15 protein-coding genes and 1 pseudogene are annotated in these 16,759 nt (G+C 47.4%); 5 read left to right on the top strand and 11 right to left on the bottom strand.

Annotation, left to right across the window (positions count from 1 at the left end):
- Positions 1–506, bottom strand: a pseudogene (locus WG8_RS27785) (ATP-dependent helicase); the annotation flags it as partial.
- A gap of 143 nt (positions 507–649) precedes the next feature.
- Positions 650–1,594: a helix-turn-helix transcriptional regulator gene (locus tag WG8_RS02845; RefSeq protein WP_007428567.1), complete on the bottom strand. Its 945-nt coding sequence runs from the start codon at positions 1,592–1,594 to the stop codon at positions 650–652.
- A gap of 108 nt (positions 1,595–1,702) precedes the next feature.
- Between WG8_RS02845 and WG8_RS02840 the strand changes: the two genes are divergently transcribed.
- On the top strand, positions 1,703–2,242 hold the full coding sequence (locus WG8_RS02840; RefSeq protein ID WP_007428566.1) for a dihydrofolate reductase family protein: 540 nt from the start codon (positions 1,703–1,705) through the stop codon (positions 2,240–2,242).
- Between the two features lie 939 nt (positions 2,243–3,181).
- Here the strand turns inward: WG8_RS02840 and csaA are convergent.
- Positions 3,182–3,514, bottom strand: a complete 333-nt coding sequence (gene csaA / locus WG8_RS02835; protein ID WP_007428565.1) for a chaperone CsaA — start codon at positions 3,512–3,514, stop codon at positions 3,182–3,184.
- 12 nt (positions 3,515–3,526) lie between these two features.
- Positions 3,527–4,444 (bottom strand): DMT family transporter, encoded by a 918-nt coding sequence (locus WG8_RS02830; protein WP_052310847.1) that lies wholly within the window; start codon positions 4,442–4,444, stop codon positions 3,527–3,529.
- Between the two features lie 156 nt (positions 4,445–4,600).
- On the opposite strand from WG8_RS02830, the gene WG8_RS02825 reads away from it, so the two are divergent.
- Positions 4,601–5,494: an AraC family transcriptional regulator gene (locus WG8_RS02825; protein ID WP_043890717.1), complete on the top strand. Its 894-nt coding sequence runs from the start codon at positions 4,601–4,603 to the stop codon at positions 5,492–5,494.
- A gap of 76 nt (positions 5,495–5,570) precedes the next feature.
- Here the strand turns inward: WG8_RS02825 and WG8_RS02820 are convergent, their stop codons facing one another.
- Genes WG8_RS02820 through WG8_RS02810 form a run of 3 tightly spaced genes read right to left on the bottom strand, consistent with a single transcriptional unit; the run spans position 5,571 to position 8,630 of the window.
- Entirely contained in the window at positions 5,571–6,869 is a 1,299-nt protein-coding gene (locus WG8_RS02820; protein ID WP_043890716.1) for an ABC transporter substrate-binding protein, read from the bottom strand.
- Between the two features lie 42 nt (positions 6,870–6,911).
- On the bottom strand, positions 6,912–7,748 hold the full coding sequence (locus tag WG8_RS02815) for a carbohydrate ABC transporter permease (RefSeq protein ID WP_007428562.1): 837 nt from the start codon (positions 7,746–7,748) through the stop codon (positions 6,912–6,914).
- Entirely contained in the window at positions 7,749–8,630 is an 882-nt protein-coding gene (locus WG8_RS02810; protein WP_007428561.1) for a carbohydrate ABC transporter permease, read from the bottom strand.
- Positions 8,631–8,837: 207 nt separating this feature from the next.
- Here WG8_RS02810 and WG8_RS02805 point away from each other — a divergent pair, with 207 nt between their 5' ends.
- Both WG8_RS02805 and WG8_RS02800 read left to right on the top strand, forming a co-directional pair.
- Positions 8,838–10,652, top strand: a complete 1,815-nt coding sequence (locus WG8_RS02805) for a sensor histidine kinase (RefSeq protein ID WP_007428560.1) — start codon at positions 8,838–8,840, stop codon at positions 10,650–10,652.
- Between the two features lie 6 nt (positions 10,653–10,658).
- Positions 10,659–12,284, top strand: coding sequence for a response regulator transcription factor (locus WG8_RS02800; RefSeq protein WP_007428559.1), 1,626 nt, complete (start codon positions 10,659–10,661; stop codon positions 12,282–12,284).
- On the opposite strand, the gene WG8_RS02795 is transcribed toward WG8_RS02800, so the two are convergent.
- The 3 genes from WG8_RS02795 to WG8_RS02785 all read right to left on the bottom strand — a co-directional run bounded on the left by WG8_RS02795 (position 12,250) and on the right by WG8_RS02785 (position 15,215).
- Positions 12,250–12,837 (bottom strand): GNAT family N-acetyltransferase, encoded by a 588-nt coding sequence (locus WG8_RS02795; protein ID WP_007428558.1) that lies wholly within the window; start codon positions 12,835–12,837, stop codon positions 12,250–12,252. The two genes, WG8_RS02800 and WG8_RS02795, sit on opposite strands and share 35 nt — an antisense overlap.
- A gap of 114 nt (positions 12,838–12,951) precedes the next feature.
- The gene (locus WG8_RS02790; protein ID WP_007428557.1) at positions 12,952–14,076 is read right to left on the bottom strand and encodes an NADH-dependent flavin oxidoreductase; all 1,125 of its coding nucleotides are present in this window, start codon (positions 14,074–14,076) and stop codon (positions 12,952–12,954) included.
- Between the two features lie 188 nt (positions 14,077–14,264).
- Complete coding sequence (locus WG8_RS02785) at positions 14,265–15,215, bottom strand: bile acid:sodium symporter family protein (RefSeq protein WP_007428556.1); 951 nt, start codon at positions 15,213–15,215, stop codon at positions 14,265–14,267.
- A 247-nt stretch (positions 15,216–15,462) separates the two neighbouring features.
- On the opposite strand from WG8_RS02785, the gene WG8_RS02780 reads away from it, so the two are divergent.
- Positions 15,463–16,218 (top strand): hypothetical protein, encoded by a 756-nt coding sequence (locus tag WG8_RS02780; protein WP_007428555.1) that lies wholly within the window; start codon positions 15,463–15,465, stop codon positions 16,216–16,218.
- A 96-nt stretch (positions 16,219–16,314) separates the two neighbouring features.
- Here WG8_RS02780 and WG8_RS02775 read toward each other — a convergent pair whose 3' ends face one another.
- Positions 16,315–16,695, bottom strand: coding sequence for a RidA family protein (locus WG8_RS02775; protein ID WP_007428554.1), 381 nt, complete (start codon positions 16,693–16,695; stop codon positions 16,315–16,317).
- Between the last annotated feature and the right edge of the window lie 64 nt (positions 16,696–16,759).

Raw genomic sequence — 16,759 nt, 5'->3', positions numbered from 1 at the left:
AAGCGGCGGATGTCCTCCTCCTGGCGCAGCCGAGGAATCCACACCCCGACCGCCGCCTCCGGGCCACGACGGCGTGGTCCAGAGGGACGCGCCTCTGTAAGCGAAGGCACGATTTCGCCCCGCTGCATCAGCTCCAACGCAAAATAGGCGGCCTTTTGCCAATATTGCATTTCCTCGCCCAGTGCAATGCCTGACGCGGCGCAGCCCTTCTCGTCCATGCGGGTCAGCAGAGCCATCGTCTCGCGCGGTTCCAGCGCCAAGCCCTCCAGCGTGCGCCCCAGCATGGAGCGTCTTTTGCCGCCTCTGCCTGCGGTCTCCACACGAGCAGTGTTCGGTATCCGTACCTCGGCAAGACGCAACGCAGCCTGCCGAAACGGCCGAAGGTCTCCCTTCAGCGTCAGCCTGCGGATTACACTGCTCCACGCATCTATACGCGGTTCTGAGGTCTCGCCAGAAAAGCAAAAAAACACATCTCCGAGCCATATTCCATAAAGCGGTTGATTCATATCTGTCTCCCGTCCAGCCTTTTGAATTATTACTCTTCATCATATACGAAAATCGACTCTTTTCAAAACTTTATCGCAAAAATAAATACGGGAGGCCATCCATTCATAACCTTAAATATTTATGTGATTAACGATTAATAGACTTATTTTTCATCATCCGTTTTTTCATCCTCCAGATAAGGATTCAGGCTGTCTTGCAGCAGTTGCTTGACCCGCAGCCGCAGCTCTTTCGGATATATGACCTCGGCCTCCGGTCCGTATTTTAACAGAAGTCTGGATACATATTTAAACTCTTCGGCTGGAATATGTCCTTGCCATTCCTGACCCCGCCACTCCTCACGAGAAACACTTTGGAAGAGGGGGTCTGATTCCGCCAGCCGAACACCTAATGGTGTGAATTTTATTCTTGACGGAATTCCCGTACGTGAATCCTCCGCAGCCAACCATTCCTTAAGAGTGGGAAGACCGGATAAGGTGCCTTCCAGTATGGTCATTGTTATCACTCTATCTGAGCGGTACAAAATAATCCGATCTCTGCTATGCGCAGGCATGTACCAATATCCATGATCAAAATAGAGCCCCACCGGATATACTTCAGTCCATTTGTCCCCGGAAGCGGAGCGGTAAAGCATGTTCACCCGGCGTTTATTCAGCGCAGCCTCCAAAATGAGCGAGGTATAGGGTGATTCTGCGTGAGTAGGCAGCATGCGAAAAGCGATATGATCCTTTAATTGATCAATGCTGTCCTGCACATCCTGGGGAAGCTCGGCATAATAGTGCTCGGACAGATGCTCCCGCACCGATCCGAATGGGATGTCCGGGATATTCTCCAGCAACTGCAGCATGAGAAAAAGACCAAATGCCTCATCGCGGGCAAGATGAAGGGGAGGAAGAAGTCGATTGGGAAGTGCCCGATAGCCGCCATGAGGTCCGGTTTCGGTATACAGGGGTAACCCGGTCTGCTGCAAATAGTCGAGATCTCTTTGAATCGTCCTGACGGAGACACCAAACCGCTCGGCCAGTTCACGTGCCGTGTATTTTTTCCGGGAATCCAGTATTCTCATAAGAGCAATTCTGCGTTCGTTCATAAAGTACTCCTTTGACCGATTAGAAGTTAAATTCAAACGATAGCTTAACTACGACAAAGTATGTCATAAATACATTGTAACATAGGTGATAGAAAGGAGTGATGAACCATGGATGCTATAAAATCCAACGAAGTCGTATTGTATATTGCCGTGAGTCTTGACGGGTATATTGCGCTGCCGGATGGCTCGGTGGACTGGCTGTTTGATGTCAAAGGGGATGGTGGCGACAATGGATATGCTGACTTTTACGACACTGTAGGCACGGTACTGATGGGCAGGCTGACGTATGAGGAGGTATTGAAGCTCTCCGATGATTTCCCCTACGCTGGCAAGCCTTGTTATATACTCACTCGGTCATTAAGGGAGCATCAGCAAGCACCGCATGTTACGTTTACGGACGAGGCTCTGACTGAGCTTGTTCCGCGTCTGCAAGAGCAAGCGGAAGGAGCAGTATGGCTGGTGGGTGGCGGCCAGTTAGTTCAAGCCTTCATCCAAGAGGGACTGCTGGAAAAGGCTATCATTGCGATTATTCCCAAAGTGCTAGGACAAGGAATACCGCTATTTCCGGAAGGCACACTGCCTAGTACGTTCAGGCTCGAAGAAATAGAGCGTCGCGGGGATCTGGTTATGCTGCATTATCAAATATAAGCCGAATTCAAAAATGAACATAAAAACGGATTAAATCCATGATAACTATCACCGTAATTTTTTTTGACTCATTTAAATGTTCCGTCTTCTGTCCACTCAAAATGTATTCATGTGACACCCTGGATTGGATAGAAAAATTTACAGATAATTCCCAAAAATGTGTACCGAAAGAATATGTATATGGTATTTTATATATCATAATTCTACTGCGGCCAGGGCCATGAGGATTGGTTACGACACGAATCTCATGACCGCGACCATCATTAAATATCATCGCACGATGACATTTCTCTGAACGGCACTGTGCCGTTCTACTTTTATTACATTTGACAGATGGATTTTTTACTTGTGGCGCTATACAGCACCTGATGTCACCGGTTCTTTTTGATCTAACGTATCAGTTAGCACCATCCACAATAATAGCAACAATTTATTAAACTACCTCCACTATTTACGCATCTTCTTATACAAGGATCATCTAAAGGGCTGTTAGGTCTAGGGTAAGTATATGGATTTCCATACATCATTCCAGGATAGGAAGATGACTGTGGACTGTAAGGCACTGCTTGACTCATGCCATAAGATCCTGTAAATGAATGCCCTTGTTTAGGAAACTGGTTACATGCCGGAATGCATTCATAGGAATACCCTCCCGCCGCTTCGCAATCCGCCATACATTGTTCATAGGTATAATATTGACGATTCAAAACAACCACTCCTTATTTTAATCTTATTTTTCTTGATATCGTATGTGGCTGTGTGCTTTCTAGGTAATTGTCCATGTTAATTGGGTAATTGCCTAGAGCGAGTCTTCAAACTACAACTTCATCCAAGAATATGGTAAACTTCTCCTATGTGAAGACGATACGAAATACGCGATGAGCAATGGGTCTGAGCAGTCTGTCAGTATAAAGCAACTCTGTTAGTTACTTTTTTAAGTCATCCAATCGGTGTTCCATCAGGCAGCTTAACATCCGGTTGTAAGAGAACCACGTCCCCTTTATCCGGCAATCCACCAAGAACTAATACCTCTGAATTAAATCCGGCTATACGTCGCGGAGGGAAATTGACCACCCCGATGACTTGTTTCCCTATTATTTCTTCAGCTACATATCGTTTAGTAATTTGTGCACTAGACGTTTTAATTCCGATCTCTTGTCCAAAATCAATCTCAAGTTTGATAGCTGGTATTTTTGCTTCTGCGAAAAACTCAGCCTTAACAATGGTTCCAACACGAATATCCAGTTTCAAAAAATCATCAATCGTTGCCATTTAGAATTCTCCTTAATTTTTAGCTACTGTATTTTTAGCAGTTGTATAGTTCATAGATTTTGTCCAAAAAAATCCTCCCATACCCAAGAGCGTCATAAACCCTCCAATGAATTGGAATATAGAGGTTGTTTCACCCAAAAATAAATAGGCAAGGATTATAGCGAGAACAGGTTCTCCAATAATACCTACAGAAACAGTGGTTGCGCCTAAAGACTTTAATAACTGATTAAAAATATATTGTCCAAAAATAGTTGGGATTACTGCAAGTAACAAGAAATATGTCCAATCAACAGAGTCATATTCTGTCACTGAATAATGGTTTAACAAACTATAGACCAACATGACGCTCCCGCCAATAAAGAAAACAATAACACTGTACAAATTGGTCCCTATTTTATGACTGACCTTTTGTCCTGCCAACATATATGCTGAAATGAAGATTGTTCCTAATAAAGATAATCCATCACCTATTAACGCTTCCCTTGAAATCCCTATGTCTCCCCAAGCTATGATGACTGAACCGAAAAGGGCAGCTATCAAACAAAGAATGGTTAATATATTTGATCGTTCATTGAACAGGAAGTATGAACCAATCATTACAAACAAAGGTTGTAATGCTAAAATGACCATCGAGCTTGCAACAGAGGTATACACTAATGATTCCATCCAACATAAGAAGTGTAACCCGAGAAACAGGCCAGCTAAAAAAATGATACCCCAATCTTTTTTACCTAATTGCAAGGATCGTACCTTTTTCCAGGGTACAAAAGGAAGCATGATGATTACTGCCATGTACAATCGGTACATGCCAGCCACTGAGGTGGGAGTATCCGAAGATTTGATCATGATGGAAGAGACAGAAACAGACAATATGCTGATAAAAAGTAAAATATACGGATGAAACGCTAACTTTGATTTCTTTATTTTCACCTTATTATGCCTCCAAGATGTTTTACCCCATTGTCTGTGCACAGGACAGTTTGATAAATGAAAGATCGGATATAATAATATCACCATCACTCCATTTTTTGTGCAATAATATCATTAAATTATATAGAAATATCATCATCGGAAAGGACTTCTATCATGTCTAAACCATTGCACGAGACTATTTTCTATCCCGATGTTTCATTTCCATACATCATGTACACCCATACTATTCATGAAAGTACTCCTAAAGGTAGAGGATTTAACGATTTACATTGGCATGAAGAACTACAGATCACTTTGGTTACGAAAGGAAAACTAGTTATACAAGTTAATGGGATTAATCATGAATTAGAAACAGGTCAGGCCATTTTAATTAATAAGGGGGTCCTGCATGTTACTACACACCTGACACATAACGGTCAATACGTGAGTTTTAATTTTCCTGAGAAGCTGTTGGCCTTTTATGCAGATAGTGCGATGGAAAAAAATTATGTGCTGCCTTTTACAAATTCTCTCTTATTGTCACTAGTAATCAAGGGGGATGTTGAATGGCAAAGTAAAGTACTGGAAATGCTTTGGGATATGAAAAAAAGATTTGATACGGAAAAAAACTGGGGATGGGAATATGAGGTTTCTATCAAAACTGTACAATTATGGTTCACCTTAATCTCCAACATTTCGCTGCCTTCTGAGGAAGCACCTAAATACTTAAAGCTGCAACAAGAAAGACTTCAATTAATGCTCAGCTTCATCCATCAGAACTATTCCAATAATATAACACTGCAAGAGATTGCTGATGCAGCGCATCTAAGTGTTTCGGAATGCACTCGCAGTTTTAAGAAAACCATTCATATGACACCTTACGACTACTTAATTAAGTACCGCATCAAGAAAGGCAGCGAATTATTAATTTCAGCAGATTATACAATAACCGAAATAGCCCACAGAGTTGGTTTCAATCATGTGAATCACTTCATTCAGTCTTTTAAGAAACATCATCATATAACCCCCAACAATTTCCGAAAATCAAGAAATAAAACCAATGATTAAAATAAATAAAGCCTGTCGAGTTAAACTTCGACAGGCAACGAAACATGGATTGCATGAGTCCCCGATTTCGTTCCAACTATTTGCTTTTCAAATTATCCCACGTGCTCTGGAAATCCTCCAGCAGCTTCGCGACATCCGATTTGCCTGCCACATAGGCTTGCATCTGACTTCCGAATTCCTGCTGCGCTCCTTCAGGATAGCGGTTAAAGAACCAGCCCAGCAGCTTGTTCTCCTGACTATATTTCACTACTTCGGCACCCAATTGGCCCATATCGGCCTCGGCCCCTTTGATGCTTTTGAACGCCGGAATGAATTTGAACTCCTTCGTGATATACTGTTTCCCCTGCTCGGATGTCACCATCCAGTTCAAGAATTCCTTGGCCTCTGCTTTAACAGCAGAATTTTTATTAACCACCCAGTTGTTGGCAACACCTACAAACAGCTTATCTCCAGCGGCGGCGTCCTCACCAATCGGCATAGGCAGAATGCCCAGATTCAGCTTCGGATTAATCCCGTCAATTTGGACCTGCGTCCAGTTCCCCTGTTGCATCATCGCTGCCTTGCCGGTGGCAAAATTCGTTACCTGCGTATTATAATCGGTCGTCAGCGGCTTTGCATTGCCATACTTGAGCGTCAGATCGAACAGCTTCATCCACTCGGCGAATACAGCATTGCCCGGAATTTTCGCGGTTCCATCATTCAATCCCTTAACGAAGGCTGCCGGGTCCGGCTGATTGGCAAATGCCACGTTCAGCAAGTGATTGCCCAGCACCCAAAACTCCTGATATCCATTCGAAAAAGGTGTAATCCCTGCGGCTTGCAGCTTTTGGGCCGCTCCCTCCAGCTCGGACAGCGTTTTAGGTGTTTCCGTAATCCCCGCCTTTTTGAACAAATCCTTGTTATAAATAAACCCGTACCCCTCCAGGTTCATCGGCTGACCGTACAGCTTGCCGTCTTTGGTCATCGGCTCTTTGGCGACATCGACCACATCACCGACCCAAGGCTGATCGGACAAATCCTCCAGATATTCCAGCCACGTATCCAGCTCACGGTAACCTCCGACGTTAAAAATATCCGGCTGTTCGCCAGCGGCGAACTTCGCCTTTAACGCAGCCCCATAGTCACTGCCCCCGCCTACCGTCTGAATGTCAAGCTTGATCCCTGGGTGAGTCGCTTCATATTCCGCCTTCATGCGATTTAGCGCTTCTGCAATCTCCACCTTGAATTGGAAAATATGAATCGTCTTTTCCTTCACTTCCTCCTTGCCTGCGTTTTGTTCGCTGCCACTGCTGTTACAACCTGCCAAAACGAGGGTAAAAGCGGCGAGAAGCAGAACCAACGCCCGAACTTTCCTTTTAAAAGAATGCCTTTTCATATTCATGTTCCTTTCAATATTAAATTTCAGTTCATCCCTCACTCAGCCTTTGACCGAACCAGCCATAATACCTTGAATAATATATTTTTGCATGGCCAGAAAGAATACGATGACTGGCAGAATGCCCAGAACCAGAGCAGGCAGTGCCAAATCCCACTGCTTCGTGTATTGTCCGAAAAAGGCATAGGTAGCAATCGGAATCGTGCGCAGCTCAGCCTTTTGCAGCACCAGGGACGGCAGGAGATAGTCATTCCAGATCCAGAGCGTATTTAAAATAATAACCGTCGCCATCATCGGCAGCATCAACGGATACACGATGCGGAAAAACACGCCGTAAGGCGTACAGCCGTCCACCGTAGCTGCCTCCTCCACCTCAACCGGCACGCCTTTGACAAACCCGTGAAAGAGAAAGATGGACATAGGCGCCCCGAAGCCCAGATAACAGATCACCAGCCCACCGATGCTGTTCATTAAATCCAGCGTACTTACGACCTTGACCAGAGGGATCATCACCGATTGAAAAGGAATGACCATCGCAGCCACGAACAGGCTGAATAATACCCGGTTATAACGCGTCGGATGCCGAACCATCCGGTAAGCAGCCATCGAGCTGATCAGCACGAGCAGCAGATTACTGACTACCGTTACCACAAGTGAATTCCATAAGGCTTCGGGAAAACGCGTAATGCTCCACGCCCTGGCATAGTTGCTCCATACAAAAGTTTGTGGCCAGGCCGCAGAATCGGTGAGCAGGTCACCAAAGCTTTTGACCGAATTCACGAACAAAAAGTAAAACGGAACGAGGAATAACAAGGCGACGAGGATCATGACCAGCTCAGTCGTCCATGTTCCGAACCGGTAGCGCTTGCTTGTTTCCATTTACGCCTCCACCTCCCGGCTTTTCGTCAGGCGCACCTGAAGGCTCGTAACAAGCGCAACTATAATAAAGAAAATGAGCGCTTTGGCCGTCCCCAATCCATAACGATTATTCACAAACGCTTCATTATAAATATTGAGTGCCACCGATTCCGTAGACCCGAAGGGCCCGCCCTTGGTCAATGACAAATTAAGATCGAACATTTTAAACGACCATGATATCGCGAGGAAAAGACATACTGTAACGGCAGGCATGATCAAGGGCAATATAATCGACCTTAATATTTGCATCCGGCTCGCTCCATCGATTTCGGCTGCTTCCAGCATATCCCGAGGCACATTGGTCAGGGAAGAAATATAAATGACCATCAAATACCCGGCAGTTTGCCAGATAAACACGATCACAATGCCCCAAAAGGCTGTAATCTCGTCTCCCAGCCAGGATAGATTAAAGAAAGACCAGTTCGTACTCTCTCCAATCGCTGCAAACCCCTTGACAAAAATAAACTGCCAGATAAAGCCGAGCAGCAGCCCCCCGATCACATTAGGCATGAAAAAAATAGTCCTTAGCACATTTTTCGTTTTTAGCGGCTTGGTTAGAAAATACGCCAGCAGAAAGCCCAAAACATTCGCAGCCACCACTCCAATCACCGTAAAACGGATCGTAAACCAGAACGCTGTCCTAAATTTGTCATCATCCCATAAAATGTGATAGAAATTATCTAACCCGACCCATTTCGCTTGATTGGCAACCCCATTCCACTCTGTAAAAGAATAGTACATTCCCAGGATGAAAGGGATTACAATAATGATAACGAAAAATAACGTCGACGGCCCTACAAAAATCCATTGCTGGAGCCATTGCGACGACTTGGCGCGGTTCAAACCGATCCCCCCCTTTTGTTATCTGTTGGTGTCTGGAACGCTCCTACGGCTTCCTCAGCAAGTAGCATGGACGTTTTGACCGTATGACTGGCGGTTCACATCTTCATTATGTCGAATAAGCGCTCTGGAGAACACGCAAGATCGTGAACCATTAGGGGGAAATTATTGACCTCTGGCTTGTCTTGAATCGTGAAAGGAGCCATCTGTATGAAATTTCATAGCATTCGTTCCCGTCTGATCTGGTTTCTGCTCATTGCAGTCACCCTGCCGCTACTGCTGTCGATGACCATGACCTTCCTTCTCACCAAGCAATCTCTGCGAGAGCAAGCCACACAAGAAAATGAACGGCTTATTTTTCAGGGAATCACGAATTTGGATAACTATTTGCAGGGATTGAATCGGGCATCGATCGGGGCCTATAATGACCCTCACTTTCTGCGCAATCTGGCCAAAATTCCCGATGATTACCGGGCTGTCGCCGAAATTTACACGACGCTGCAAACGATGCTGAATGCTTCGTCAGGCATCGATCAGGTGTATTTGCACTCTTTTCAGGCAGCGGAATCTACCCTGGTTACCAGTACGGTCCCTCTTCGGGAATCCCGGCTGGAAGCCTTCCCCGGCTCTGTTCATTACGGTTCCTCCGGATTATTCATACAGCCATCGCATAAAAAGCATTTGTACGGCTTTTCGGCGGTTTCCTATGCAGAACACGACACACAGCGGCAGGTATTTACACTCCATCGGGCGATTCGGAACATTCCTTCCTCAGAGACGCTTGGGGTACTGTCCATAGATGTTCGTCTGGAGCCGCTACGCAGCATTTGCCGTCAATTGTATAATGCAGATACAGAAGAGCTGTTCTTGGTCGATCGGCACGGAACGATCATATATAGCGGAAATGAAGCGGCAATTGGAACACACTGGAAGGAATCTGGCCTACTCAAGCGAATTTCTAATGAAGGCGGGCACGGAGTAATCGAGGATGATACGGCACTACACGTGTACGGCAAGCTGGATGCCAGCCTGTCAGGCTGGACGCTCGTTAAGAAAATCCCTAATCGAACGCTTTATTTACGGGCCACTCGCCTGACCCAGATCAATGTAGTTATTGCAAGCACAGCGTTGCTGCTAGTCATTGTCGCCACGCTATGGATTTCCATAAAAATTACGGAGCCCATCAAGCGACTGACTCGCTACATCAACCAGATCCAGTCGGGTCAGCTCGATGTAGACATTCAGGCCATGAGCAACGATGAGATCGGGGTGCTATCACGCAGCTTCAGACAGATGATGGATACCATCAACAACCTCATCTTGCGGGAATATAAGCTGGAGCTGGCAAACAAGACACATCAATTGAAAGCGCTTCAAGCACAGATTAATCCTCACTTTTTATATAATACGCTACAGTCTATCGGAACGCTGGCTCTGCAGCATGAGGTACCGCGAATCTATTCTCTGCTTTCCTCCCTCGCCAAAATGCTGCGCTATAACATGCGGGATCATACAGTCGTTGCACTCAAGGAGGAGGCCGAGCATGTAAGGCAATATCTTGATTTGCAAAAAGAACGCTTTGGAGAGCAATTAGAGGTGACTTACCATTGGGATGATGAGGTGCTGAATGACCGCGTGCCTAAAATGATTCTCCAGCCGTTAGTCGAAAACTACTTCAAACACGGTGCTGATCCCCGGCTGGGTCCCGGTAAAATTCACATGACAGGCTGCCGAATTCGCGAAGGAATTGTAAGAATTGCCGTAGAAAATAACGGAGCATCCATTCCGCAGGCCGAGTTGGAGCAGCTTCAGCATATGCTGAAACGTCCGCTGAAAGCCTACGAGGAGCCGAACACCAGCGAACAGGATTCCATCGGACTCCGCAATGTTCTATTGCGTATTCAGCTTCATTCGGAGGACGGTTCTAACACCCTGTCTGTAGACAATATTTTGCCCCATGGCGTTCGTTATACACTCGAAATTCGTACCGAAGCTCATACCGGAATTCATATTAAGGGAGAGTGATCTGTCATGAAAGTCCTGATTGTAGATGATGAAAAGCATGTGCGCCATGCCATTCGGATGCTCGTACATTGGGAGGCTTGCGGCGTGACCGAGGTGATCGAAGCCGAGTCGGGCGATCAGGCGATTGAGGTTATCACCGCCCTTTCCCCACCTGTTGTACTCACAGATATGCGGATGCCCGGCAAAGATGGAGTAGCTCTGATGGAGTGGATTCAGGTCCATTCCCCCGCGACCAGAGTCGTGGTGGTAAGCGGCCATGACGATTTTGATTTGGTTCGACAGGCTATCCGCCGGGGAGGCATGGACTACATTCTCAAGCCTGTAGACCCTGTAGAGATTAACGAGGCTCTATCCAAAGCCACCAAGGCCTGGCGAACAGCGGAGCAAGATCGGCGCAGGCAGACAATGCAGGCCATCGAAGTAAACCGGATGAGGCCGCACTATGCGGATAAGCTCTTGACTGAGCTGGTGTCCGGTACGACGAATACCGCTCTTTCCATCACGCCCTTGCGCGAGGAGCTAGGTCTTCCCGCGGTGATTCAAATGTGCAATGCAGCCGTGATGAGCATTGCTCAACTGGATGCCGATATGCTGGATAAATACAAAACGCGGCGTCCGCTGCTGAGCTTTTCCCTGATTAACATCTGCAATGAGTTTCTCATGGCCTCCCAAACCGGAATTGCATTCCGCCATCTGGAGCGTATGGACGAAATTATTTTGCTGTATTGGGGCGAGCCGTCCCGTTGGCCGCTGCTGCTGCAGGATATCCATGCAGGGATCAGAACAGCATTGCGCTGCTATATGCATATCGGGGTTGGCTCTTTCGGTGCCTTTCCCGTAGCGGCAGCTACAGCCTACCATGAGGCTAGGCAAGCATTGTGGAAGAGAGATGTGTTGCAGGCCACCGCTTGGCTGCACCATAACTCTCTTGCACGACAGTCCGTACGTCTTCCCCGACTGCCCGAGATAGAAGAGGAGCTGCGACTTAGCGCGCTTAGCTGCAATGCCAGTCGTGTAGCTGCAACGGTAGGCCGCTGGATAGCAGCTGTTGCCGAGTTGCCTTCGATTACGGTGGAGCAGCTTGCCGGCTGGAATCAGGAGCTGGATTGGATGCTGGCCCGTTGGCTGAATGACAGACCCGGAGATACCGAAGGCGAGGAACTGACCGATGGAGCTGGCTCCATTCCGGCCCTGCCCATCAACAATCGTGGACTGCTATCCCTGCCCTTATGGAGAAAGCAGATCGAAAACCGAATGCTGGCAGCCGGTCAGGCACTTACACCAAGCCATAGTCCCAATAACCCGACGATCCATAATATTGCCCGCTATCTGGTTGCCCACTACAACGAGGATATTTCTCTACAGGATATGGCTAGCCGTTTTTACCTCAGCCGGGAATATATCTCTCGCAAATTCAAGCAGGAATACGGCGTGAATCTGTCCGACTATCTGTGCCGGATCAGGATGGACAAGGCGAAGCTGCTGCTGCTGAATGACAAGCTGCGACTTCATCATATAGCTGGTATGGTCGGGTATCAGGATGAAAAATATTTTGGCAAGGTGTTCAAAAAACTGGAGGGGGTCACGCCTGGCGAATTCAGAAAACGCCATTCTGCAAATCCTCAGCCGTAATTGCATACAGCACATGATCTTCCCAGACACCATTAATCTTCAAATAGTGTAGTGCCAGCCCTTCCTGGCGGAATCCGGCCTTTTCCATCACGCGAATAGACGGCGTATTCCTCGGCATGACCCCGGCCTGAATACGATGCAATTCCAGCTCACTCAAGGCATAGCGTACAATGTCTTTCACAGCGGAGGTGGCATAGCCTTGTCCGTGATAGGCAGGGTCTACAAAGTAGCCCAGATTCGCGTTTTGAAAAGGGCCTCTAGCTATGCCCGACAGCTCCATTCTGCCGATCAGCTTATCATTTTCCGGCAAAAAAAGTCCAAACGTATATCCTTGTCCCGCTTGTGCAGCCTCAAGACCGACGGAAATCAGACGCGCCTGTTCTTCCAGCGTAAAGTATGCCTCAGCTCGTTCCGACTCAAACGGCTTGAAAAAATCAAAATTTGCACGTCTGATCTCTAATAATCGTTCTGCATCACTTACTTGTAAAAGCCGAATTTGCAGCCCGGGATGGGTGGACTTTATCGAAGTCGAGCCATTGGTTTCATGTAACATTTTCAGCCTCCTTCTTTCTCTGGTATTGATATGCTTTTGGTAATCACGGACACAAGACAGGAAAATACCCCGGGTGCATAGAAGCGACCCAGGGTATTTCGATCCATTCAAAATTTAATCCGTAACAGGCAACCAGCCGGGAACCGTCGTCAACGCCCCCCACAGGTAGTCCGGAATGACCAGCTCCTGTTGGGCTTGCTTGGACAATGTCGTACGAATGGTATCTTCTGTGCCGTTTTTCACTTTCTGAACCCATTGCGGCTCCATCAAAAGCGGACGTCCCAGCGAAACAAGCGGCACACCTGTCTCCAGTGCTGCAAGCGCCTCGTCCGGTGTATTCAACGACCCAACTCCTATAATCGGCACACGGTTTCCAACCTTCTCATGGATGAGAACGGTACGTGAACGTTCGTCGCTACGGTCACGGAACGAACCGCCGAAGAAATGGTTTACGGAAATGTGCAGGTAATCCAGTCCTTCGTCTGCCAAACGATCTACGAGTACCATCGTATCGTCCAGCGTAATGCCTGGCGTGTGTCCTTCTTCAGGAGACAACCGATAGCCGAAGATGAACGGTTGCTTGGTATGGGCAGCAATCACTTTTTTCACCTCATGGACAATCGCCAGCGGGAAGGCCATACGTTTTTCAAGACTGCCTCCCCATTCATCAGTACGGCGGTTGGAGTGAGGGGAGAAGAACTGCTGCACCAGATAACCGTTCGCGCCGTGAAGCTCTACACCGTCATAACCCGCTTCAATCGCGCGGCGAGTTGCTTCGCCATAGGCGCGGATGACGCGGTGGATATCGTCGGACGTCATTTCACGCGGCACAGGTGCGCCTTCTTTTTCCTCGGCTACTGCGCTGGCACTGATCGGTTGTCCGTCCGGAATTTGATCCGGTGGACAGAGACGGCCGCCATGGTAAATTTGCAGGATCGCTTTGGCACCCTCCTGATGAATCGTGTCAGCCAGACGACGCAGGCTCGGAATCATTTCGTCCTTGTCCGCACCAAACTCATTCACGAAGCCCTTGCCGTCTGGAGTTACATACACGCAAGCCGTAATAACTGCGCCCACGCCGCCAGAACGTTCACGATAGTACGCCAGCTCCTGGTCACTGACCTCGCCATTTTCATGGGAAGCAAAATTAGTCATAGGAGCCATCGTGATACGGTTTTTCAACGTAACGCCAGATGGCAGAGTAAAAGCATCAAATAGAGGGTTATATTTCGGGTTCATTCGTTCTCTCTCCTTCAGTTTAGGTCAAATCAGATATGAATTCGATATTACTTTACTTCCATGATAAAGCCTGTATACTACCGCTTACTTAAATACAGTGGTTATAATAACCACAGTATAATGATCCACCTCTATAAAGTCAAATCCAACCTTTCTGACCTTCCTTAAATGTCCGGAAAACCTGAACCTTAATTGCTCCCACCTGTGCTATTCTTCTCTTCCCGGCGGGAAAACCAGGTGGCGAGCAACGAACCGGAAATATTGTGCCACACACTGAAAATCGCGCTCGGTACAGCAGCAATCGGATTAAAATGAGCGGCTGCCAGCGCAGCGCCCAATCCGGAATTTTGCATCCCCGTTTCCAATGTAACGGCTTTACGTTTGGAAAGATTCATGCCGAACAGCTTGGCAAACCAATACCCGAGCAGGAACCCGATGCCATTATGCAAAATGACTACCGCAAAAATAATCGGACCAGTTTCCAAAATCTTGCCCTTGCTGCCTGCAACCACAATCGCCACGATCAGTACAATCGCCAGCGTCGATACAAGCGGCAGTGCCTTGACACTCGCATCCGCCTGTTTGCGGAATAGCGATTTGACGATAACGCCCAGCACAATCGGTACGATAACCACGATCAGAATATCCATAATCAGCGACTTGGCGTCAATATTCATCCAGCGCCCGGCAAGGAGGCTAATCATAGCCGGGGTCGCCAGCGGAGCAATCAGCGTCGACACTGAAGCAATCGACACGCCGAGCGCCACGTCACCCTTAGATAAAAGAGTCATTACGTTGGACGCGGTTCCGCTTGGGCAACAACCTACCAGAATAACTCCCACCGCAATATCCGGTGGCAGCTGTAGTACCAACGCCAATACATACGCGAGAAACGGCATAATCAGATAATGCCCGACCACACCAATAGCCACATCCACTGGACGCCGAAATACTTCACGGAAATCTGCCGAGGATAAGGTCAGTCCCATGCCGAACATGACGATGCCAAGAAATAGCTGTATGTATCCTTTCAACCCTATAAACGCCGCAGGAAAGAAAAATCCCAGACATGCAAATAAAAGTACCCAAATCGAAAAGGTTCCTCCTACAAATTTCCCTATTCTTTCCAAGCCATTCATTCTACTTATCTCCTCACTCCTATATAAGCTGAATTTCAGGAATTCTCAATCCAGCATATAGTGGTTCAAATTTTTATCATTGTACTACATATGACTGCATATACATACAACTTTTTATGAATTTATTTGGATTATGCGGCTTTCTCCTGTTCGGACATATTGGGTAGCAAAATGGGTATATTCATAATAAAAGTTTGTGACCAACTGGTCATTTTTGTTCATCACTCGACTGGGAGGAAATATCTCTATGTCACGAAGACATCCATATACATGGTGGAATATCCTTGCATTCATCGCTGTGATCGTCGTTAATATCTTGGCTTCTAAGCTTCCCATCGGCGGCAAGAACACAGCTGCTGTATCCAAAATGTATCCCACCTTGGCAACACCAGCAGGCTATGCCTTTTCCATCTGGTCGCTTATCTACCTGCTGCTCGCCTGCTTTGTCGTGTATCAAGCCACACCTGCAGGGCAAGCCAAGAGAAGTGTTCAATCCATCGGTATTTTCTTTATTCTAAGCTGTCTCTTCAACATCATCTGGATTTTCCTGTGGCAGTATATATATGTAGAGCTGTGCGTCATCGTCATGATTTTATACCTACTCTCCCTAAGCGTCGTATACGTACGTACCCGCACGCCACAACCAACTCGCGGGGAAATGTGGTTCGTCAAGCTGCCATTCAGCCTGAATCTCGGTTGGATATCCGTTGCTGCCATTATCAACATCGCGGTTGCCCTGAAAAAAAATGAATGGAGCAGTTGGGGACTCCATAAAACTACATGGGCAATCATCATCCTGCTTATCGGCACCGCGTTAGCCATGATGGTCAGCTCCCCTTATCGTGACAGCATTTATCCCCTCGTATTCGTCTGGGCCTACGTCGCCATCGCCATCGGGCATCCAGACCATGAGAAGATACGGCTGGCCGCATGGATCCTGGCGGCAATTATCCTGGTGTACGCGCTATGGCTATTCTTGGCCCGCAATCGTGATCGGGATTAAGGAATCAAGATCATTCACTAACAAGCGCAAACGGGTGCCCCTATTGCAGAGGCGCCCGTTTGGCGTGTCATTTTTATTCTAACGAGTCTATTGGACCTATTCGCCCTTCCATGCAATGACTTCAATCTCCACTAGCGCATCCTTAGGCAGGCGGGCTACCTCTACCGCACTGCGAGCCGGATACGGCTGCTCGAAGAAAGAGCTGTACACTTCATTGACGCTGACAAAATCGTTCATATCCTTCAGGAATACAGTCGCTTTCACAACCTGATTCATGCTGCTGCCTGCCGCTTCCAGAATGGCTTGTACGTTGCTCAGGGACAGGCGTGCCTGCTCCTGTACGTCTTTACCGAACTCACCTGTCGCCGGATTCAGTCCAAGCTGTCCTGAGGTGTAAATAAACCCACCCGCCTCTACCGCTTGACTGTAAGGACCAATAGCGCCGGGTGCTTTTTCAGTTGCAATTGTTTTCTTCATATCTGTTGGATTCTCCTTCCTGATACTGGTTTACCGTATTATAGCACGGGAAGCTTGATGCCAC

Origin of the sequence: Paenibacillus sp. Aloe-11 (assembly GCF_000245715.1) — a bacterium.
Classification (GTDB): Bacteria; Bacillota; Bacilli; order Paenibacillales; family Paenibacillaceae; genus Paenibacillus; species Paenibacillus kribbensis.
This window is presented reverse-complemented; position numbering and strand designations above follow the sequence as displayed.

Excerpts from the sequence above, each read along its gene's own strand:
- WG8_RS02845 (WP_007428567.1), bottom strand. The coding sequence starts at position 1,594 with ATGAACGAACGCAGAATTGCTCTTATGAGAATACTGGATTCCCGGAAA.
- WG8_RS02840 (WP_007428566.1), top strand. The coding sequence starts at position 1,703 with ATGGATGCTATAAAATCCAACGAAGTCGTATTGTATATTGCCGTGAGT.
- csaA (WP_007428565.1), bottom strand. The coding sequence starts at position 3,514 with ATGGCAACGATTGATGATTTTTTGAAACTGGATATTCGTGTTGGAACC.
- WG8_RS02825 (WP_043890717.1), top strand. The coding sequence starts at position 4,601 with ATGTCTAAACCATTGCACGAGACTATTTTCTATCCCGATGTTTCATTT.
- WG8_RS02820 (WP_043890716.1), bottom strand. The coding sequence starts at position 6,869 with ATGAAAAGGCATTCTTTTAAAAGGAAAGTTCGGGCGTTGGTTCTGCTT.
- WG8_RS02815 (WP_007428562.1), bottom strand. The coding sequence starts at position 7,748 with ATGGAAACAAGCAAGCGCTACCGGTTCGGAACATGGACGACTGAGCTG.
- WG8_RS02805 (WP_007428560.1), top strand. The coding sequence starts at position 8,838 with ATGAAATTTCATAGCATTCGTTCCCGTCTGATCTGGTTTCTGCTCATT.
- WG8_RS02800 (WP_007428559.1), top strand. The coding sequence starts at position 10,659 with ATGAAAGTCCTGATTGTAGATGATGAAAAGCATGTGCGCCATGCCATT.
- WG8_RS02795 (WP_007428558.1), bottom strand. The coding sequence starts at position 12,837 with ATGTTACATGAAACCAATGGCTCGACTTCGATAAAGTCCACCCATCCC.
- WG8_RS02790 (WP_007428557.1), bottom strand. The coding sequence starts at position 14,076 with ATGAACCCGAAATATAACCCTCTATTTGATGCTTTTACTCTGCCATCT.
- WG8_RS02785 (WP_007428556.1), bottom strand. The coding sequence starts at position 15,215 with ATGAATGGCTTGGAAAGAATAGGGAAATTTGTAGGAGGAACCTTTTCG.
- WG8_RS02780 (WP_007428555.1), top strand. The coding sequence starts at position 15,463 with ATGTCACGAAGACATCCATATACATGGTGGAATATCCTTGCATTCATC.
- WG8_RS02775 (WP_007428554.1), bottom strand. The coding sequence starts at position 16,695 with ATGAAGAAAACAATTGCAACTGAAAAAGCACCCGGCGCTATTGGTCCT.